This window comes from Methanomethylovorans sp. (assembly GCF_041447285.1).
GTDB lineage: Archaea > Halobacteriota > Methanosarcinia > Methanosarcinales > Methanosarcinaceae > Methanomethylovorans.
The window spans coordinates 1-19,966 of the sequence record NZ_JBGMEB010000007.1 but is presented as its reverse complement, the minus strand read 5'-3'; the positions used below and the strand labels follow the sequence as shown (position 1 = coordinate 19,966).

The window sequence follows — 19,966 nt, the reverse complement described above, 5'->3', positions numbered from 1 at the left end:
ATTCGATCCCGTAACAAACTTCATTGACGAGTAGGCTGAAGAATGAAGCAAATTCAGGACGGAGTAAGATTCGATCCCGTAACAAACTTCATTGACGAGTAGGCTGAAGAATGAAGCAAATTCAGGATGGAGTAAGATTCGATCCCGTAACAAACTTCATTGACGAGTAGGCTGAAGAATGAAGCAAATTCAGGACGGAGTAAGATTCGATCCCGTAACAAACTTCATTGACGCGTAGGCTGAAGAATGAAGCAAATTCAGGACGGAGTAAGATCCGATCCCGTAACAAACTTCATTGACGCGTAGGCTGAAGAATGAAGCAAATTCAGGACGGAGTAAGATTCGATCCCGTAACAAACTTCATTGACGCGTAGGCTGAAGAATGAAGCAAATTCAGGACGGAGTAAGATCCGATCCCGTAACAAACTTCATTGACGCGTAGGCTGAAGAATGAAGCAAATTCAGGACGGAGTAAGATTTGGTCCCGTAACAAACTTCATTGACGCGTAAGCTGAAGAATGAAGCAAATTCAGGACGGAGTAAGATCCGATCCCGTAACAAACTTCATTGACGCATGTCAATCCTTGTGACCGCCTTTTCCAACACTTTTATTTATACTAGAGAATGTAATTCGTGTTTAGCTATTATCATTCTCGCAAGATTGTCCTGGTGAAATTAAGCTACATTAGAAGATCTCTGAGGTCGATTTCTTCCCCTCTTCTCAACTGATTTCGAAGAAGAGTAATTTTACTATCTACTTTTTCGAGGTTTTTTAGGTGCTTTTTTTCATTCTCTGTTGTTTTCAAAAGCATTGAGATTCCGCCATTCTTAATGACTAGCCTCTGATCTGCCGACAGGGCAAGAAGAGGGTCATGAGTACTGATCAGAACAATCTTATTATTATTTACCAGAAGTTCAAGGGATTTGACCTTATCCACCCCGGCATTCTCAATCTCATCTATCAGGACAACAGATGCTGGACTCAGCAGTGCTGTATCTGCTATCATCAAAGCGCGGGATTGTCCTCCAGAGAGTTCTGTAACCGGAGTTTCCCTGCTGAAAGTTTCTCCTGCCAGAATGTTTGCAGTATCATATATTGTCTGAACAATATGGGATATTTTTTCAACCATACGGCTCTCTGCATGCAGAGTAAGGAATTCCTCTACACTCAGATCCATTACAAAGTTCATGTTCTGTGAAAGCTGAGCAATAAAACGTCCTTCAGTTGAGAAACGTTCTTCATCACTTGGGGATCGGCCATCAAGTAGTATTTTACGGCCTGTGGGAGTATCCCCCTGAGCCAGGGATTCAATATCAGCCAGAAGACGTGACTTGCCTGATCCTGTCGGGCCGACAATTGCTGTGACCTCACCCCTTTTAAGATCTACCGAAAATGCCTCTATTTCACCATTCTTGTTATGTCCGGGGAGCACAGTCAGGCATTCAACCACTAACCCACTTCCCTGTTGGAGGGCTCTGGCTTGCTCAATAAATAGAAAGAAACCATCAATAAAAGAAAGATAGCTGCATCCTTTCTCGATAAAATAATCTTCACCAAGTATCGGGCCCAACTCATCCAGTTTCCTGTTCCCAAATTGTATTGGATTAATAGCAAATGAAGAAAAGTAATCCTCTATCCAGGGCATCATCTGTATGAGTTCATCTATTGTCATGCGGAGCAGATCTGTTCGCACTTTATTCACCGCCCTCTGAAACTCACCAGTTTTGAAACACCGATCTGCCTATCATCACCTATTTTTCTTTCCCCAAGACAGTATGAGCACAAAGCTCCTGGCATGGTAAATCGAAGTGTGGCCCCATGAAGAGTTCCTACTGCAGATGTTTGTTTCAAAAGTTTCGCAAGATAGAAACTACCCTGTCCTGTTACACCGTTGATATGAACTATAATTCCTCTGGGATTGACTTGTCTGACTCTGTATGCAAAGACCTCACGCTCTGCCTGGGAGACAATATCTCCTTTAGTAATAACAACGATGTCTGCAAGCTTTAACATTGGACCAATTTTTTTAGGTGTGTTGATGCCACTAAGGTTATCAATAACACAAAGTGCCAGAACATCCTTGATATGAGGGGAACAACGGTTACACAGACCTGCACTTTCGGTAATTAGAATATCAAAATTCTGCTCTTGAGCCCACCTGATAGCTTCTTCAATATTACTTACAAAGAAGTGATCAGGGCAGAGACCTCCAGAGAGGCCAGTCCTGACAGGAATACTGTGAGAAGTATAGAAATCCTCGTCTTGGGCTGAGAGACAGTCAAATTTCACGACGCCAACAGCGAGACCTTTGCGTCTGAGTTCCTCGATTGTCTTGATAATTACACTGGTTTTTCCTGATGAAGGGGGACCTGCTACCGTAACAAGTCTCACACAACGCCTCCAGTAAACATAAACTGTTTATTAAAGGCACTTGCGATCTCTTTTTTAAGTACCCCTATGTCATTATTCATCAAGAAGTCCCATCCCATCCAATATAGCTTCATACCTTCAAGATTATTATTAACTTCGGAATTTGTTGTAGGGAAGAAGGCTTTGGCAGAAATTTGTCCAAACTCTTTTCCACATAGGAAATCTGTGATCTTCTGGACCCGCTCTGCTGCAGTTTTTTTAACCAGCATCTGTACAGGACTGATTATAGCTCCTTCTGAAGGTATGTTGATGGTTATCCGTGATTTGTCCTTAATTTTCTTGGCAAAGAAATAAGGCATAATATACATGGGTGGTACATCATCCTTTTTGCTGTCTATCATCTTGACCATCTCGGATGGGTGGAGTCCTGCATATACTGATGAAGCAAGTTTTTTAATCCCTTCGATACCGTACATCCGGTAGAACGGGAGCAATACCCCATTACAGAAAAATCCACCTTGTCCTCGCATAATTACTTTATTTCGGAACTCATCTTTTAAGAGATCTCTCCAGGAATCTGGCTTTGTATCGTCTTTCATAAGTTCATCAATTGTGACCAGTACCAGAAGGTTTGCGGAGATCATGGAAAACTGTTTGCTGGGATCTGCAAAACCGATAGCTTCAAGATCACTATTCATGGGGGATGAATTAAGATTTACAAAGTATTCCTTACTCAGGAAATTATCTCGAAAGGGTTTATGGTAAAAACTGTTTATGTCAGAGCTAATGATAATGTCCGGCAGTTCATCTATAGATGTAACAGAATCCATGTAAGCATAATAGGAGAGCTCATGATTTACATTACCTTCTACAAGGGAATGGAGCACATTACCCATCTGTTTGCTGTATTCAGCTGAGAACTCGTTGAATGCACGATTAAAGGGCATCTTCATGCCACAGGGCAGAAGGGCAAGCATGGTCAGCTCTTTTTGCCTATCAGGCGAATCTGCAAGGGTGAAGTCTGCTTTTGCTTCATTGTCCAGAACAGCTTGGTTCAGAAGCTCAATAAAAGAGTCCTTATTTACCGATATCATTGAAAGGGCTGTTCTTAATTTGAGCAAGGGACCAAGATTTTCAAGAACCTCCCTATTCTCGAATTTCCCCATTCTGTGCTGTTTGAATATTTTCAGTAAAAAAGGATATTCAGTTAAGATATGGTATATGCTCATTGTTTCATCAATTGCTTCCATGTCATTCCCCTGATACTTTCAGATCCGATAAATATCGTATATGTACTTACCTTTGTTTTTGTGTTTTGTTGTAAGGTGTGTCAACTAGTCAATAGCAATACAAACATATAAGTATTACTACATCAGAATTATGATTCCGTGTGATTAAGAAACTGTTTCATCATTTAATATTGATTAAATTATTTAATCAATTGCAACTCTTTGAAATGCATTTCAGCAAGCCTTCAGCTGAATAAGTTATTGATCATTTTTTTATTCTCTAAAATTTCTTCCATCATCTCTATCTGTATTTCCTGAATTTCCATGAATCTATTAAATTGATACATAAGAAGATGATCCATTTTCTCATGTAGAGTGCGAATTTCCAGTTCTGCCTTAAGATTTACACGATAATCATATTCAGCCTGCATGCGATCTTTCGCTTCCTGGCGATTCTGGCTCATTAGAATAAACGGTGCCTGTATTGCAGCAAGACAGGAGAGCAGCAGGTTTAGAAGAATAAAAGGATATGGATCAAAAGGTTTTTTTATGATAATTATTGAGTTTATGGCGATCCAAGAAAGTGCAAGAATGGTAAAAGAGGAGATAAAGAACCAGCTTCCTGCAAAGTCTGCAAGCTTATCCGACAGTTTTTCCCCAAAAGTAAGTTTTTGATCAAATTCAAGATTGATGTTCTTTGAGAGAAGCTCCTGTTCCTTAAGACTCTGCACAACCTCTTCTTCTAATTTTGAAAGCTCTCCTTTTTCTGTTTCCAGGAGATCGTTGACATACATTTCCCTGAAACGGTTAAGGTCTGCGATACAAATATGACCAGTGGGTGAACATTCAGGATATGCCTTAAGGATCATATCTACTACGGGCTTCCTTACAATTTCCAAAGGAAATACGTCAGACATCTGTTTGGATTGACCGCATATCTCACAAATTGCCTCCCTTTGCTGCATTCTGGCGACTCCTTCCACTTTCTTATTCTCCGATCAGTTTTCTCATTGATGATATTTCACAATTTCTGTTTTATTCATTAGTGTCGGATAAAACAGAAGAATTTTAGAAACCATGAGCCAACTGCATTACTTCTCTTATGTTATTCCCACATGGCTTTATGAGTCGTGAATACCATAATAGCCAGAAAATCCCTTATGAAATAATAAAGATTGGGTCTATAAAGAAAATAGACCTAAAACTAAAACGAAGGTGTAATTGTGGGAAACCGATATCAAATACTCGATTTTGAAACCTGGAAACGAAAAGAGTATTGTCAAATATACAGAAATGCTGTGCAGCCTCAATATTGTGTAAGTTTTGAACTTGATGTAACAAATTTGAAAAAATGCGTAAAAGAAAACAAGTTCTCATTTACAATGGCGTTTATATTTGCTGTTACGAAATGCGCAAATGAGATAGAGGAATTTAGGTATCGTTTCCTTGATGGTGAAGTTGTGTTATACGAATCCATAGATACATCATTTACATATCTGGATAAAGAAACAGAATTGTTTAAAGTGGTAGACGTTCCCATGCAGGATACGATGGGGAAGTTTGTACAATTGGCAATCATAACAGCAGAAAATCAAAAAGAGCATTTTACAGGACCTGTGGAAAATGATGTATATCAATTCTCTGCCTTGCCGTGGATAACATTTACACATATTTCGCACACGGATTTCGGAAACAGGGAAAAAGCGCAACCCATATTTGACTGGGGTAAATATCATGAAAGAGAAGGTAAATTTATGATGCCTTTTGCAGTTCAGGTTCATCATGCATTTGTTGACGGTATTCATATTGGCAAACTTGCGGATAAACTGCAGAGATACTTGGATGAAGTGTAGATTATGGAGAAAAGACATTTTTATATATCAAATAGGAAAACTCGTATTCCTGCCATCCTTTGGGGAAAACAGAGTGAAAACTTGTTGATTGCAGTTCATGGTAATCTTTCTAATAAAGAGGACACTGTAATTTCCATGCTGGCACAAAAAGCCATTGCAAAAGGTTACCAGGCGTTAAGCTTTGATCTGCCTATGCATGGTGAGCGTTTAGATGAGAAATATGCTTGTGTTCCCGAAAATTGTGTAAGCGATTTGCTTAGTGTTTATGAGTATGCAAAGTCGTTTGCATCTGACATTCATTTGTTTGCGTGTAGTATGGGAGCATATTTCAGTTTGCTTGCCTATCATAACTTTGACATAAAGCAAAGTTTATTCCTCTCGCCCATCGTCAACATGGAACGCATTATACACAACATGATGGAAGGTTTCCAAGTAAATGAAGAGAGACTAAAAGCAGAGCATGAGATTCAGTTGCCGATTGGGCAGAAATTGGAATGGAATTATTATTGCTATGTGAAAGAAAATCCCATTTCATTTGAATGGAAAGTACCAACTACCATTTTGTACGGATCGGATGATAATCTATCTGAATGGGAGGAAATTTCAGCATTTGCAGCAAGATATCAAGCAACAGTTCAAGTTCTTGAGCATGGTGAGCATTACTTCCATACGGAACAGCAATTGCAGGTGTTTGATCACTGGGCAGATGCAAATCTGCTATTGCTATAAAGTGTCCATAGAAAATGAGAAAACCATATGAAACAGAAGGTCATAAGGCAAATAACTATTTTAGATTTAATAGATATTTTAAGAAAGGCCGTAGCTGTAGAAAATGTTCAGAACAGAATAATCTAATTTAATAAGTTTATTTGCATAATATATATAAACTAGTTAGTATAATTAGTTTTGAACGTTGATGCCTAAACATTTAATATTAAGTTTTAAGATTGGCATTATTTTGGTTTTTAGGAGATGATGCAAATGAAAAAAGCATTGGTTGACGTGTTATTTGCTTCTGATAAAAGAAGAAAAGCTCTTATATTGTTGCGGGAGGGACAAAAAGAAATGGAAACTATCTCTACGTCCCTGGAAATAACAAGGAGGGAATTAGTTCCGCAGATGAAGATCTTGAAAGCGCATCATCTTGTTTCTCACTACGAAGACACTTACGAATTGACAGCTATCGGGAAACTAATAGTTGATGAGATGGTTCCTTTATTAGATAAGGTTGAAGTTTTAGATACGGATATTGATTATTGGGGAACTCGTAAACTTGATTTTATTCCTCCTCATCTTTTTAAAAGGATACTGGAACTTAAAGACTGCCGGATAGTAAATCCTTATACTCAAAGTATATATGCCCAGCCTCCAGAGCTATATGGAGCATATGATTTATCGCAAGAGGCTTCTAAGAGAGGAAAGACATTTTTTGCTGTTACGAGATTTTTTTATCCTAACTTTGCTCAGGTGTTTACTGAGATGCTTCAAGGTCAGGTAAAGATAAATGTAATTGTTACCCCAGATGTGCTTAACAGAATCCAGAATCAAGACCGAGATATTTATGTAGATATCGTTAAAGATGAATTGTTTAATTTGTATCTCTACCCCAAAAAAATAGACTTTGTGTCTTTTGCCTATAACGAATACTACTTACTCATGCGTTTGCTAGATGGTAAAGGAAAATACGATTATAAGTATATGCTAAGTTCCAGTCAAAGTGCGCTTGAATGGGGAAAAGAACTCTTCGAATACTACTTGAAAGATTCTGTGCCAGTGATGGAAATCTAATGGCACATGATCATCTCATTTTTCATTCTTTACTTTGAGAAGCAGGATAAATATCCATTTATACCGAAAATTGTAAAGGCTGGAATCACTTCTCCAACTGGAAAAATGTCCTGAATATCTTGATGGAATCCAGGAAGTCCTGTTTACCCATCAGCTCCCTGGCAGAATGCATTGCCAGCATCGGTACCCCTACATCTACAACATGAACAGGCACATATTTGCTAAGCAAAGGACCCAAGGTAGTTCCTCCCGGCTGATCCGAATGGTTCACAAATTTTTGATATTTAACACTGGCTTTATCACACAGTTGCTGAAAAGCTGCAATGGTCTCCACTTCTGATGCATAGGAACGATTGCAACTGATCTTAATAGCCATCCCTTTGTTCATTACAGGCTTGTTGGTGATATCGCTCTTTTCACCGTAATTGGGATGCAAACCATGAGCACAGTCAGCTGAGATTACAAAGAAGTTCATCGCCTGATGGAGGGATCGTTGTTCCTTTCCCCCTGTTCCCATATGAATTCTTTCCAAAATATTGCTCAGCATCACGGAGTCAGCACCCTGTCTGGTCATAGAACCGATCTCCTCATTGTCCATGAATGCCACCATGTTGATCCCATCCTTATGCTTCGACTCTACAAGAGTTTCCATAGCAGCATACACCATGGACAGATCGTCGATCCTCGGGCAGGAGATGAATTCCTCTTTTGAGCCCACCAACATACCTTCTTCATAACAATAGACGTTCAGGTCCATGTCCAGAATATCCTCACGATTGACTTCAGCTTCCTCCGCAACCAGATTTAGCAGGTACTTATCTTTAATCTCATCTTCGATCAACTGGGTCAAGAGAGGTTGCATTTCTTTTTGAACCTTGATCTCCACACCTTTATTGACCTCACGGTTCATATGGATGGCCAGATTAGGGATGATAAGTATAGGTCTTTGAAAATCCAGATGGATCACTTTCGGCTTGAGAACCTCATCGGACTTCACCGCTATTCTTCCGGCAATGGATAAAGGACGGTCGAACCATGTGTTCAGAATAGGGCCACCGTAGCGCTCCACATTCAGTGTCAGCATTCCTTCACTGTTCACTTCAGGATTGGGTTTGATCCTGAATCCGGGACTATCCGTGTGAGCAGCGATCATTTTCACACTTTCTGTTGGTAATTGACCGCTTCCGATATTAAAGCCCACCAACATGGATGGATAGGGGGTCAGATAGTATTTCCCCGACACATTCAACGTCCATAACTCATTCATTTCCAGTTCTATAAAGCCTTCAGCTTCCAGACGTTCTTTTATGGCGTCTACCGTCTGAACGGATGTTGTCGCCTTTTTCATGAATCCGAAAAAATCACTGATATAATCCATATTTGCCACCTTTGTTGTGATGTCCATATACATTCAGCTTTGCAATGGACTTTGAAATTGTTTCTTGTCATAGTGTCTCATTGTGTGAGAGATCACACCATGACAGAACCTTTATACTTTTGTTCTTAACACTATAGCAGATAATAGATTCTTACGATACTTAATACTGTAACTTTATCATGAAAAGAGAAGAGTCTCGGGGAAATTCTCAAGAGTGAGCTTCAGAATAAAATTATAAACCAATTCCATATCAATCAGCTTCTAATTTTTCTTCTTTATAGAATCTCTGTGCTGATTCGCGATTGAAAATACATGCGCAGGAAAGTATACCACATATATATGTGTCGTATGATGTAAGTTATATGAATTGGAACTGAAATTCGCGAACTACTATTTGTGAATGGATTAGTTCTAGAAAAGTTTACAGATTAAACATGTTTTTGTGCAGCCTTTTCGTAGATCGTTTTCCCTTTGTACTTAATTTGAAGTATTCTATGATATGGTATCATAGTATCTGGATAAAGCGTCAAAAATGAGTGTCCAATGCCTACTATATCCTCTCCGGATATTGTTTTTGTATTTCCAGGCACACCCCTATGGATATACTCTATGCTGCATTCGTTTATGCCCATATCTTCTTTCCATTTCAATTCATTAAATATGTCCCTCGGATGTTTTGATTTTATTTCATCATTCATAAAATACCTTCCAGAAGGTTAAAGTAAAAATTATAAAAATATTCGTGCAGACCTCCCTTATCTGTTGAATTCCTCTTTGCCCCTCAATATTAGTGAAGATAATTTTAAATAAATAGTTATTGAAGCCATTTTCTCATTACTTCGAGACATTGAGTAGAACAATATGGCAGTATGCCAATCATCTTTAATCTAAGTTTGATGGAAAATTGGAGTTTCGGAAAGAAAATATGTGCATGATAAAATAGTATTGAGATGGGGAAGGAAGCCAATAAGGTTGAAATGCAGGAATTGGGGAGTAACAAAGCTGAAACAATATTACGATATTTAGAAGTTAAGCAAGCAGATTCTTGACTCAAGTCCTGCTGATGCCAGAGAGATTGGGATTAAATACGGGAGTACATTTAATTAATAAAAGATAGATTGAGGGAAGAGGGTTTAACTTGAATATGAAAGTGAAGAGGAAGCTTTTCAAATTTCGATAATTATAACCTCAATTAATTATCTTCAACTTGATCCAATTCATTTGGATGGCCAACAGTTATATTAGTCAAATGTTTATCACCTGAAAAGCGTTGTATTACAGGATGTACTGTAAATGAATAAATCACTATGTGACGTTCTGTTCATGTCAGAGAAGAGAAAGCAAGTTCTCCTGCTGCTACAGGATGAGCCAAAAGAGATGGGATATCTTCTTGAATCCCTTGATACTACGAGACAGTCACTTCTTCCACAGATGAAGATATTGGAAGAGCATTACCTTATTGATCACTATAAGGATGCTTATGAATTAACAACTATTGGAAAGTTAGTTGTTGATCAAATGGCTCCTTTAATAAATGCTATTGAGACTTTTGATGTTGATATAGACTATTGGGGAACTCATAATATCGATTTCATTCCACCTCACCTCTTAAAAAGGTTGAAGAAATTAAAAAATTGCAAGATTGTAAATCCTTCTATCACAGAACTATATTCACTGCACAAAAGTTTTCATGAGCAGAAAAACACAGAATCGGTTTATATAGTGACAAATATCCTTTATCCAGAATATCGTAAAATATTCAATGAGCTGATGGAAAGCAATGTAACTACAAACTACATTGTATCTAAGCAGTTGCTTGAAAAAATTAAAACTGAGCACCATGATAACTTCAGTTTTTTTATTAAAACCGGAATCTTTAAACTGTACGTTTACAATAATGAATTGAACTTTCTGTTCTTTACATTCGACGATTTTCATATGATCATCAGCCTGCTAAGAACGAATGGAAACTTTGATAGCAAGTTAATTTTATGCAGCACCCGTGATGCTCTTAAATGGGGAAAAGAATTATTTGAGTATTATTTGAAGGATTCTACACCAATAACAGAGATATAAGTATCATCTTTATTTTATCTTTTTATTTATTATAACACATTTTTGATTATTATCGTATAAAAATGGAGTTACTATTACAACACAAGATATCAAAAAATAGTGTATTGTGAATAGGCCAACTCATTTAATCTTTCTTAACTGCTTACTTATAATTGTACACATTAATTCAGGACTCAAGCCTGAATTTAGTGATTTCCTTATTCGGAAATCTTCTGAACAACAGATATTTTTATATAACCAACTCGAAGATTACGTGAAATATAGGTTTTCTTTGTTTTTTCTTGCTTATTTAATTACATTTCTCTGGGGATAGTGAGAAATTGATACTTGTAAAAACCACAAGGGATATAATGAGTGTTGAGGGCGATGTTACCTGAAAATACTGGAATTCGTTTTCAAAGGCTATTCCTGAAAAATATCTACTATTTTTGCTCTTTATAATATGCACTTATAACCAACAGTTAGTAACTAACCAACAGTTAGTAACTAACCAAAAGTTATAATATTACCGTGAGTTAATACTCTGATGAGACTGACTGCCTACGGCCAGAATCCTACACAATTAATGGAGAAAATGAAAATGGAATCTGTGAAATTAGTTTATTTTTCGCCTACAGGAACAACAAAAGCGGTTGTTCAGAGCATTGCACATGGTATTGGTCAAGGCACCGTAGAATTAATTGATATTACCGGACCAGATGCAAGAAAACAACCATTAATAACCTCGGAAAATGAATTGCTTGTAGTCGGAGTTCCCGTTTATATGGGGAGAGTGCCGGCATTGATAAATGAATGGCTGAATGAAATTCAGGCTCATAATACCCCCACGGTCTGTGTTGTGGTTTATGGCAATCGGGTATATGAAGATGCATTACTCGAGCTAAAAAATATTGTAACGAACTGCGGGTGTATTCCCATTGCCTGCGCAGCATATATCGGGGAACACTCGTTCTCGACTTCTGAGACACCAACAGCACAAGGACGTCCCGATGAATATGATTTAACCCATGCAAATGTATTTGGACAGAAAATACGTGAAAAACTACAATCTATTTCAACTATCTCTCAGGTTTCTGATGTGCATGTGCCTGGCACTTATCCTTACGGAGGAGTTACAAAATTATGGATCGTTGATTTTATCGCAGTCAGTGATAAGTGTTCACAGTGTGGGATCTGTGCAGAGAAGTGTCCTGTTGGTGCTGTTGATGCAGAAAATTCCCATCTGATCGATACGGAAAAATGCATTACCTGCTGTGCATGTATCAAAAAGTGCCCGCAAAGTGCCAGATCGATGAAAAACGGGCTGGTCAAAGACGCATCAGTGCGTCTCCATACTCTCTATAGCCAGCGAAAGGAGCCTGAGTGTTTTATCTGATGAATAAGTTATTGAATAAATATGCTTTAGATGAAGTGGAATTATGGGAATAGCCGATAGAAGACTACGAGAAAAGGAACAGAGGAAGACCGAGATTATCGAGGCAGCCGAGAGTCTCTTTTTTTCCCGAAGTTATGAAGATGTCTCCATGGATGAGATAGCCCGTGAGGTCGAACTGAATAAGGCTACCATTTACCTATATTTTAAAAATAAAGAGACACTTTTCGCAACCATTGTACTGCGTGGCATCGAGATCCTTAAAGAAAAATATATGGAATGCATGGAGAAACAAGTACCTGGTATTGCCAAGGTAGCCCTGATGGGTCAGGCCTATTACCAGTTTTCACAAGAATACCCCGATTATCTTCGAATGATCCATTTTTACGGTTCTGAGCGTTTTTCCAAAGAGAATCCGTGTACCGCAGAGATCGGTAAGGGATATGGTACTTGCCGTCTGATCCTGCGGGACGCGATCCAGGAAGGAATCGATGACGGTACGATCCGGGCAGATATCGATCCATTTCTGACCTCTATGTACCTTATGATTTCTTTTATGAGTATCTTGTCAATGGAAAATAAATGGAAACTGGTGATTGAGGCGGAGGGGTTCAGCTACGAGCAGTTTGCCAGTGAGTTTTTCCGGTTCATCACTCCTGCTATCTCTTCCGGTGAGAAATATCACAGCATGGACGTCAAGGATCTCGCATCATTTGGATTCTTTTTAACCAAGTATGTGGAAAGCGTGGAGAAAAAGAGATAATGATCTTCTTTTTTCTTATCGCTGGCTGCAGCCACATATAACTACAAATGCACTTGAAGTTTAGACAATTCTTTAATATGTGTAACTCCTTCTATAACATGCAATAACCGGCCATAACAAGACAGACTCACCGGTTAACAATGCATCGAACAAGGAGAATGTGAAAATGTCACAGGAAAATAAAAACGATAAATCCAATTTAGCTATCATTGCATTATCAGTTGTCCTGGTGGTGATGTCGTTAACGATATACACCATCTCGCAGAGTGGGTTGGAACAGAATACGGCAGACACAATAACCATGAGCGGGTACGCCGAAGAGAAAGTCGTTCCTGACACAGCCACCTTAAGCATAGGTGTCGTGGTCCAGGCTGACACCGCAAAGGACGCATCCGATCAGAACGCAGCCATTATGAGTGCTGTTGTCGCAGAACTCAAGGCACTGGGTCTGGAGGACAAAGAAATGCAGACATCCTATGTATCTGTGTACCCGGTCTACAACTATGACAAGGAGCAGACCATCACCGGTTACTCCGCATCCAACAGTGTGCAGGTCACAACCACAAAGATCGGCAATCTGAGCGACATCATCGACAGGTCAACGGCCGCAGGGGCCAATCAGATCGGAAGCATCTCCTTCTCAGTATCTGATGACAGGCAGGAACAACTCCGTGAAGACCTTATGAAACAAGCCGTAGACGATGCATCATCAAAGGCCAATGGCCTCGCCAACAGCCTGGGTCTTAAGGTCACGGGTGTGCAGACAGCATCCATATCCGATGGAAATTCAAGGGTCTATTACACAGCGGCAGAAACAGCAATGGACGCAGCAGCAGGATCGGTTTCCACACCAATTGAGCCAGGCGAGTCCACAGTTTCAATGTCAGTACAGGTCACGTACTACATTGGATAAGATGTCGATTATTAACCAACCGCCATCCAAACCCAAACCACTGGCAGCAGCCGGTGGTCTTTTTTTCATATCATATTTGCTTATCCCATTTAAGCTGCACTTTTCTTAGGATACAGCATTCTACCACCGCCCTATGTTATAGAGTCGGCAATAAATCAAAATTGATTCTTTTTCAGATGATCGATTTGATGGTATATGTAGTGGATCAATGCTTCGAACTCATTAATTTCAGATAGATAATTCTCATACGTATGGAGTTTAGTTTTTTGTTCCTGTGTAATGGCATTTTCCTTATATTCTTCTATAAGGGGAGTTATTTTCTTTTTTGCAATGTCTAATTCAGTTGCAAATCCATTCCTGATTTGGGTGGCAAAAGCATCTAACAGATTTTTTTCCATATACAGATATGTCTTGCGAGACCCTGGTTTGTATATCCTTTTTATGCTCCAAAATTGTTCGATATGCTTGATCTTAAGGCTGATGGAAGCAAGACTATATCCGGTTCTTTGTGCTAATTCCTCCATGCTTATTTCATTTGATTCAAAGTTAAGTATCGATAGAATCAGTGCAGTGATATCATCGACTCCATAGCCCTTAAAGATCTCCTGACCGATGTCGATTATTTTCTGTTCAATATCATTCATTTTTCTCACTCATTGACCAGTGTATCTATCAAAGGGAATAGACAATCAGGGTGATACTAGTTTTAATCCGCTAATACCAACAACAATCAGTCCAATGAAGAAGATGCGTGTTATATTCATAGACTCATTGAAAAGGTACACTCCCAATATTGTCGTCCCAATAATACCAATACCTGTCCAAACCGCATAAGCTGTGCCAATAGGCAATGTTCTCAAAGCTCTTTCCAATAGATACATGCTTAAAATTAAAGTAATGACCGTAAATACCATTGGATAGAATCTTGTCAATCCGTCACTGTATTTCAGGCCTATAGCCCAAGCTGTTTCAAATAATCCTGCAATTATTAAAATTATCCATTCCATCTTATTCCTTTCATAGCTTTTAATAATTAGTAAAAGCTGTTGATGTCAAATTTGTATTTATACTTTTTGAAACAACATTTTGTTTAGGGTACGAACTTGGGTAGTGTCCCTATTTTGGTGTAAATTTGCACTCAATAAGCATTTAAGGGAAAGATTGGAGATGTAGAAAGCCACTTCAGACCGTTTATCGCGATGAATGTTCTCTTCAATTACATCTCACTATCATCCATGCCTAACGTTCTTATAAGGTCTAGCATAGAATTAAGAATATGATAGCCCTTTAAACTGATTTGATATTCACCTCGTTCTTCACGTTGGCGTATCAATCCTTTGTCCTGCAATTTATCCAGATGGAAAAGAAGATTTCCAGCGCGGAGTTTTGTGATTTTTGAAAGTTCAGTAAATGATTTCCCTTCATCATACAATGTCTTTAAAATCAATACTCTTACAGAACTACTCAGCGGATCTCCTATAAGGTCTGACACTTGTTCTTCACGAAGGTCCTGAATTTGCAAAGGTCTACTGCTCTCATTTTGATAAAATCCCATCTTCTGCAACATCTCAATCTGCTGATCGAAGTAGGCTTCCACGTGTTTGAAGCATTGAGAACATTTATCATACTCTGCGGCTTCATTCTTCATGTTGTCAAAATTACTTCTTATAAATGCAATGTTTTTTTCAGATAGCTGACCGTTTCTGGCATACTCAGTCAACTCTGTGAAAAAACTAACAAAAACTGGCTTGCATTGCATCCACATCGGGCAGTTCTTCCCTTCGTTTCCACTAAGATTTAAAGCACTATCCAAAGATCCGTTAATAAGTGTTACAGCACACTGATTTCTAAAATCATTAAACAGTGAATTGGTCTTATTCATGGTAACTTCACTTCTGAAACGATTAAGTTCAGAACGAAGGGCAGTAATTTCCCCCTGCAACAAGGAAACATTTTCTAATGTCGATTTTAAATTGGTCATGATGATACACATCAAATTGATCTTTTGTGTTAGAAATGTATATCAGAAGATGCTGTTGTCTACTTTTATGACAAAATAGTATATTAAGATGCACGTATTAATAGTCTTTGGTGATAACTCATGGAGTTAGAAGATATCAACAATTACGTACAGAATGCCAGTATGGAAGAACTCAAAGCCCTCGGTTTCCTTGGTCAATGGATGATGGAAAACAAACCGAAATACTGCATATGCACATGTAAGTGTGACTCAAAATGTGAGCTTGTGAAAGCCCTGGGTGGAGCTTTCCAGACAGCAGGTCAGAGGTTGCAGAGTCAGTAAGTGGAATCCATCAGGATTCTGCTTTCCCATTTTCTGTGATTCGTGTGAATCTAGTAGTTAATAACATGAGGATATAAAAAATGACAGACCAAAAAAAGTCTCCAGTATTCTGTGAAAAATATTGCATTATATGCAAAGGGGCACGTGCCGGGAACAGTATTTGTAAATCACTGCAGAACCTCGAGTTGAAGTTAACAGGCCCCAATGGTTGCCCGTGGGGTAAGGCAAGAACTGAATATTACGGTGTCACACCTGATAAACCAATTCCAAAGTAAATATTCAAAAGCAAAGTAAGAGGACATCCATCACGTCAGTTGAAGATACTTAAATATGAAGGAAATTTTTCGGACAGCGGAGGTTATCCTAAAAACATGGAGAAATCAAAGAAATGAAAGAAAAACAGAAATTAGGAGGAAAATGTCATTTGAAGTTTATGGTGACGTAAAAAACAGAGGAGGTATTAGAACCTTCTGTTGCATGATTTATTAACCCATGCCCCTGCAAAATAGAACACCACAAAACTTGCAACTAATCCGATAATGTATCCATAAACAGATTCAAACATTACTGTAAAATAGAAGGGAACAACTATAAATATAGTCAATAGTAATAGTCCGCCAGACAACACCAACAGGCTATTTTTAATTCCACATCTATTCCTATCGGTTTCATCATTCAAATCCACATTTATCTTTTGAATTCTACCTCTCTTTCTGTCAGTTTCACCGTTTAAGTTCATGTTTAAGGACTGCATATAGTAGAATTGTACGTTTTTATATATATAACTTTTATAACATTATTTATAATGCGATAGGCAATAACACTATTATCAATGTATTTAACAGTATCATTATTTTTAATGTAAATAGTACATCATTATTAATAATGTATATTAAATTATGTTTCCTTTTCTGAGTAATTTGCTATATAATATACTCAGAATGTATACTGATAAAGCAGTCTTTGATCAGCTTATAGAAGATGCCAATACAATGAAAGATCTCTCTGTTGTAAAAAGTGTCTGGGAGCAATTTATACAGTTGGTTTTGAAAACTAGGTAGTTAGTTCAATTCCTTGTTGAGAAAAGGAAGACTATTGACTTCGGTAAACCTGAATTTACTATTGATAGACAGGAGTTACATTTTTCCGCATGAAATGTAAAGTATCTAACTCAACACCCACAGGGTTCTTTTACAAACATGACATAATTAAAGGAAGAGGAGAATAGTATGGCAAGATATTGTAAGATATGCGGAGCAAAAAGCGGAAGGTGCAACCATCTGATAGTTGACTTTGGTGAGAGGGAAGAATCCAGCGAGAAAAGCAAGGACGATGCAAATAAATCTGAAACCAAAATTTGACAGTTTATAAAAATTACGGGGACTTTTCGGGGTATTTCTCCCTTTCTCCATCCTAATTATCCAAAATAACAAGAAAAATATGACTATATCCGAGATAACAACATATTCATAGCATAAGTTAATAAAAATTCAATTGTACTTAATAACTGTCAAATTCTATACGGCCAAAAAATGAAACTGTCAAACTTGGGCTGAAACTCAAAAGTAGCCTTTTATAGTTACACCTTTCACGAATATCCTTTTTAAAAACGTGATAAAAATGATCCTTGGATTTTGATCCATAGATCCTTCAAATCCTTTGAACGATTCTTACATGAAATGAACCCAAGTAAGAACAGTCTAGCCTATGATCTTCAAGAGCCTTTCAGATTCCTTGTTGATCTGGCAGTAATCAATCTTATAGAAACTGAGAAAATTGATACTAAAGACTTCATTAGAACTGAAAGTTATTCTCTCAGGCTGAAGCTATCAGGTGCAAAGAAAGTAACTGAAGAGTTCCAAAGCTGGATGAATCAGAAAATTCCATATCAGATAAACTCAGTAACGTGGAGTTATTCTTTGTTATTAAAAACGAGGAAATCGGCTCAGTATCTAATTGGTAAAAGGAAGACTCTTGATTTCAGCAGGCCTGAATTTACTATTGAGAGGCAGGATTCTGAGGATATAAGGCAAAAGTTACTCACCCAATCATGAAAAAGGAAGGAAGAAAGAAAGAAATAGATGATCAATTCAAACAATTGTGTCTTGTTGAAATTGAGATTGAACACATATTAGTAACAGGTCATTTATTTGCGTTCTTCTGAAAAATGTAGAATGCATAACCATATTCATCTGGGTATTCTCTGAAGAGCTCTATCTCTTTTCTGTTAAACTCAAGTATCGTTTCTGCATCGGTGTTTCCTTTATAGCTATCACCGATGGCATCGATTCTTTTTTCCAGATGGGAGTAAAAATCATACCAGATAGAAGCTGGCAGTTTAAAGTGGTCAATGATATCATATCCTACTGCTGTGATAACTTTTTCAGTGTCAGGTATATTCATGATACCAGGATATATCTCCTGCCAGAATTGAAGCACTTTCGAAGAAGGTTCATCCGTGAACCATGTGTTCTCTGTCACTGCCATATAACCTCCTTCTTTCAGAAACTGTTTCCAATAGCTAATTCCTTTTTCAAAACCAAGGATAAAGATGGAGCCTTCTGCCCATATGATGTCGAATTCTCCTGCTTCAAAAGGCAGGTTATCCATGGAAGCACAAACTGTGCTAATCCTGTCATCAACTCCTTCTTTAACTGCATTTTCCATCAGTTTATCCAGAAAAGGCTGGTAAATGTCAGTTGCGGTGATGTGACAATCGTTGCAGATCTTCGCAAGATGTATTGTCTGCATGCCCACTCCACAACCAATGTCAAGGATCTTAGTGCCTGCAGGAAGGGAAGAAAGCAAGTTAAAGGCTTTTTCAGTACATGCATTACTGCCAGGACCCTGCCTGGGCAAGCCATCAAATATCTCAAAAATTGGCGATTCTGTCATAAAGCTTGTAAATAGATAACTGTTTAAATCTTTTGTGGTCTCGGGATTATGATTGCGCTTTCATCAATGTGTTTCTTAAGATTCTTCAAGCTCTCTAACTTGATTCTGATTTGTTCTTCTGATTTCATCTCTCACGCTTCCTTTATTATGGGGCTTTGGAAATAATGAATTATCAGCAATCTAGGTTCTGCATTTTATCTATTAAAGATACTTGAAAACTTAAGCGTACAAAAAATCAGAGATAATTATATCCTCGTAAAAATATGTAGGGACATAGAGAAAATAAAAAACAGAACTTGCCTTGAAAATAATATACAGATCTTTATTAGTTCTTGTCTTAACATAAATGGTTCTAAAGAGTCCTTGTAGAGATATTTATTAAAAAAAGAAATCCCGAAATCTAAATGCAAATCGGGATTTAAGTGATTTCATTCTTACAATAGTTTAAACTCAGCTCATTTCTTTCGGATAATTTCGAGGAAATTAAACAGTTCTATATAGGCGTATTCAGTGGATTCATCACCAATAAGCTCATTACCCTCTGGATCAATTATTGATCCTGTAGCTATGGCGTCTCTACTAGTCCCCTTCACTGAATAGAAGGTGCCGTCTTTCACAGTATATGTAATTTTTGTAATATCCTCCACACCAGTCCAATCAGCTGTGATATTTGCGGTTCCAATGGATGACCCTGCCTCCTCAGTATAATAGTTTCCATCAATTGAAACCTCAGACAGGCTTGCAGAAGCTAATCTTTTGTCTACTGTGAAAACATCTTCTGTTGTCGTCATTTCTCCCCAAAAAGAGTGATATACGTCATCAGCATCATAATAGTAGAAACCTAGATAAATAGTTGTATTTCCGTCAGGTTCCTCATATACGTCAATGTACGCATACATTGAGCTGGTTTCATAAGTATAAATACCCCTTTCTCCAATAATAGTATGGGGATTTGAATGGGTTTTAAAGAACTCTCTGATGAACAATGGAAGTTTATTAAACCATTCCTGCCTCCACAACCGATAA

The 19,966-nt window shown here is 38.0% G+C and carries 23 protein-coding genes; 11 read left to right on the top strand and 12 right to left on the bottom strand.

Annotated elements, in window-relative coordinates; genetic code table 11:
- Positions 1 to 680: 680 nt before the first annotated feature.
- From ACC612_RS05205 to ACC612_RS05190, 4 genes are all read right to left on the bottom strand, one after another.
- The gene (locus ACC612_RS05205) at positions 681 to 1,694 is read right to left on the bottom strand and encodes an ATP-binding cassette domain-containing protein (protein WP_371853428.1); all 1,014 of its coding nucleotides are present in this window, start codon (positions 1,692 to 1,694) and stop codon (positions 681 to 683) included.
- 5 nt (positions 1,695 to 1,699) lie between these two features.
- Complete coding sequence (locus tag ACC612_RS05200) at positions 1,700 to 2,392, bottom strand: GTP-binding protein (RefSeq protein ID WP_371853427.1); 693 nt, start codon at positions 2,390 to 2,392, stop codon at positions 1,700 to 1,702.
- Positions 2,389 to 3,621 (bottom strand): ABC transporter substrate-binding protein, encoded by a 1,233-nt coding sequence (locus ACC612_RS05195; protein WP_371853426.1) that lies wholly within the window; start codon positions 3,619 to 3,621, stop codon positions 2,389 to 2,391. Before ACC612_RS05195 ends, ACC612_RS05200 begins: the two co-directional genes overlap by 4 nt.
- A gap of 224 nt (positions 3,622 to 3,845) precedes the next feature.
- Positions 3,846 to 4,565 carry a DUF1003 domain-containing protein gene (locus ACC612_RS05190; RefSeq protein WP_371853425.1) on the bottom strand — a complete coding sequence of 240 codons (720 nt, stop codon included), beginning with the start codon at positions 4,563 to 4,565 and terminating at the stop codon, positions 3,846 to 3,848.
- A gap of 258 nt (positions 4,566 to 4,823) precedes the next feature.
- On the opposite strand from ACC612_RS05190, the gene ACC612_RS05185 reads away from it, so the two are divergent.
- From ACC612_RS05185 to ACC612_RS05175, 3 genes are all read left to right on the top strand, one after another.
- Entirely contained in the window at positions 4,824 to 5,453 is a 630-nt protein-coding gene (locus ACC612_RS05185; protein WP_371853424.1) for a CatA-like O-acetyltransferase, read from the top strand.
- A 3-nt stretch (positions 5,454 to 5,456) separates the two neighbouring features.
- A complete protein-coding gene (locus tag ACC612_RS05180) occupies positions 5,457 to 6,182 on the top strand; it encodes an alpha/beta hydrolase (protein WP_371853423.1) in 726 nt (241 codons plus the stop codon).
- A gap of 252 nt (positions 6,183 to 6,434) precedes the next feature.
- Positions 6,435 to 7,241 (top strand): helix-turn-helix transcriptional regulator, encoded by an 807-nt coding sequence (locus tag ACC612_RS05175; protein ID WP_371853422.1) that lies wholly within the window; start codon positions 6,435 to 6,437, stop codon positions 7,239 to 7,241.
- An 85-nt stretch (positions 7,242 to 7,326) separates the two neighbouring features.
- On the opposite strand, the gene ACC612_RS05170 is transcribed toward ACC612_RS05175, so the two are convergent.
- On the bottom strand, positions 7,327 to 8,619 hold the full coding sequence (locus tag ACC612_RS05170; RefSeq protein ID WP_371853421.1) for a M18 family aminopeptidase: 1,293 nt from the start codon (positions 8,617 to 8,619) through the stop codon (positions 7,327 to 7,329).
- Between the two features lie 428 nt (positions 8,620 to 9,047).
- The gene (locus tag ACC612_RS05165) at positions 9,048 to 9,317 is read right to left on the bottom strand and encodes a DUF504 domain-containing protein (RefSeq protein WP_371853420.1); all 270 of its coding nucleotides are present in this window, start codon (positions 9,315 to 9,317) and stop codon (positions 9,048 to 9,050) included.
- Positions 9,318 to 9,912: 595 nt separating this feature from the next.
- Here ACC612_RS05165 and ACC612_RS05160 point away from each other — a divergent pair.
- The 4 genes from ACC612_RS05160 to ACC612_RS05145 all read left to right on the top strand — a co-directional run bounded on the left by ACC612_RS05160 (position 9,913) and on the right by ACC612_RS05145 (position 13,743).
- Positions 9,913 to 10,695, top strand: a complete 783-nt coding sequence (locus ACC612_RS05160; protein ID WP_371853419.1) for a helix-turn-helix transcriptional regulator — start codon at positions 9,913 to 9,915, stop codon at positions 10,693 to 10,695.
- A gap of 526 nt (positions 10,696 to 11,221) precedes the next feature.
- Positions 11,222 to 12,070 (top strand): EFR1 family ferrodoxin, encoded by an 849-nt coding sequence (locus ACC612_RS05155; protein WP_371853418.1) that lies wholly within the window; start codon positions 11,222 to 11,224, stop codon positions 12,068 to 12,070.
- A 43-nt stretch (positions 12,071 to 12,113) separates the two neighbouring features.
- Positions 12,114 to 12,830, top strand: coding sequence for a TetR/AcrR family transcriptional regulator (locus ACC612_RS05150; protein ID WP_371853417.1), 717 nt, complete (start codon positions 12,114 to 12,116; stop codon positions 12,828 to 12,830).
- A 166-nt stretch (positions 12,831 to 12,996) separates the two neighbouring features.
- Positions 12,997 to 13,743, top strand: coding sequence for an SIMPL domain-containing protein (locus tag ACC612_RS05145; protein WP_371853416.1), 747 nt, complete (start codon positions 12,997 to 12,999; stop codon positions 13,741 to 13,743).
- Between the two features lie 155 nt (positions 13,744 to 13,898).
- Here the strand turns inward: ACC612_RS05145 and ACC612_RS05140 are convergent, their stop codons facing one another.
- The 3 genes from ACC612_RS05140 to ACC612_RS05130 form a co-directional block, all read right to left on the bottom strand.
- Positions 13,899 to 14,387, bottom strand: coding sequence for a GbsR/MarR family transcriptional regulator (locus ACC612_RS05140; protein ID WP_371853415.1), 489 nt, complete (start codon positions 14,385 to 14,387; stop codon positions 13,899 to 13,901).
- Between the two features lie 45 nt (positions 14,388 to 14,432).
- The gene (gene sugE / locus ACC612_RS05135; protein WP_371853414.1) at positions 14,433 to 14,750 is read right to left on the bottom strand and encodes a quaternary ammonium compound efflux SMR transporter SugE; all 318 of its coding nucleotides are present in this window, start codon (positions 14,748 to 14,750) and stop codon (positions 14,433 to 14,435) included.
- Between the two features lie 209 nt (positions 14,751 to 14,959).
- Positions 14,960 to 15,724 carry a winged helix-turn-helix domain-containing protein gene (locus ACC612_RS05130; RefSeq protein WP_371853412.1) on the bottom strand — a complete coding sequence of 255 codons (765 nt, stop codon included), beginning with the start codon at positions 15,722 to 15,724 and terminating at the stop codon, positions 14,960 to 14,962.
- 120 nt (positions 15,725 to 15,844) lie between these two features.
- On the opposite strand from ACC612_RS05130, the gene ACC612_RS05125 reads away from it, so the two are divergent.
- Both ACC612_RS05125 and ACC612_RS05120 read left to right on the top strand, forming a co-directional pair.
- A complete protein-coding gene (locus ACC612_RS05125; protein ID WP_371853411.1) occupies positions 15,845 to 16,045 on the top strand; it encodes a hypothetical protein in 201 nt (66 codons plus the stop codon).
- Between the two features lie 80 nt (positions 16,046 to 16,125).
- A complete protein-coding gene (locus ACC612_RS05120) occupies positions 16,126 to 16,320 on the top strand; it encodes a hypothetical protein (protein WP_371853410.1) in 195 nt (64 codons plus the stop codon).
- A gap of 185 nt (positions 16,321 to 16,505) precedes the next feature.
- Here ACC612_RS05120 and ACC612_RS05115 read toward each other — a convergent pair whose 3' ends face one another.
- Positions 16,506 to 16,799, bottom strand: a complete 294-nt coding sequence (locus tag ACC612_RS05115; RefSeq protein WP_371853409.1) for a hypothetical protein — start codon at positions 16,797 to 16,799, stop codon at positions 16,506 to 16,508.
- A gap of 475 nt (positions 16,800 to 17,274) precedes the next feature.
- On the opposite strand from ACC612_RS05115, the gene ACC612_RS05110 reads away from it, so the two are divergent.
- Together ACC612_RS05110 and ACC612_RS05105 are read left to right on the top strand one after the other, a co-directional pair.
- Positions 17,275 to 17,406 (top strand): hypothetical protein, encoded by a 132-nt coding sequence (locus ACC612_RS05110; protein ID WP_371853408.1) that lies wholly within the window; start codon positions 17,275 to 17,277, stop codon positions 17,404 to 17,406.
- 318 nt (positions 17,407 to 17,724) lie between these two features.
- Positions 17,725 to 18,099 (top strand): CRISPR-associated endonuclease Cas1, encoded by a 375-nt coding sequence (locus tag ACC612_RS05105; protein ID WP_371853407.1) that lies wholly within the window; start codon positions 17,725 to 17,727, stop codon positions 18,097 to 18,099.
- An 88-nt stretch (positions 18,100 to 18,187) separates the two neighbouring features.
- Here ACC612_RS05105 and ACC612_RS05100 read toward each other — a convergent pair whose 3' ends face one another.
- Entirely contained in the window at positions 18,188 to 18,940 is a 753-nt protein-coding gene (locus ACC612_RS05100) for a class I SAM-dependent methyltransferase (protein ID WP_371853406.1), read from the bottom strand.
- Positions 18,941 to 19,395: 455 nt separating this feature from the next.
- Positions 19,396 to 19,966: hypothetical protein (locus ACC612_RS05095; protein ID WP_371853405.1), on the bottom strand; the 571-nt coding region annotated here is incomplete at its 5' end.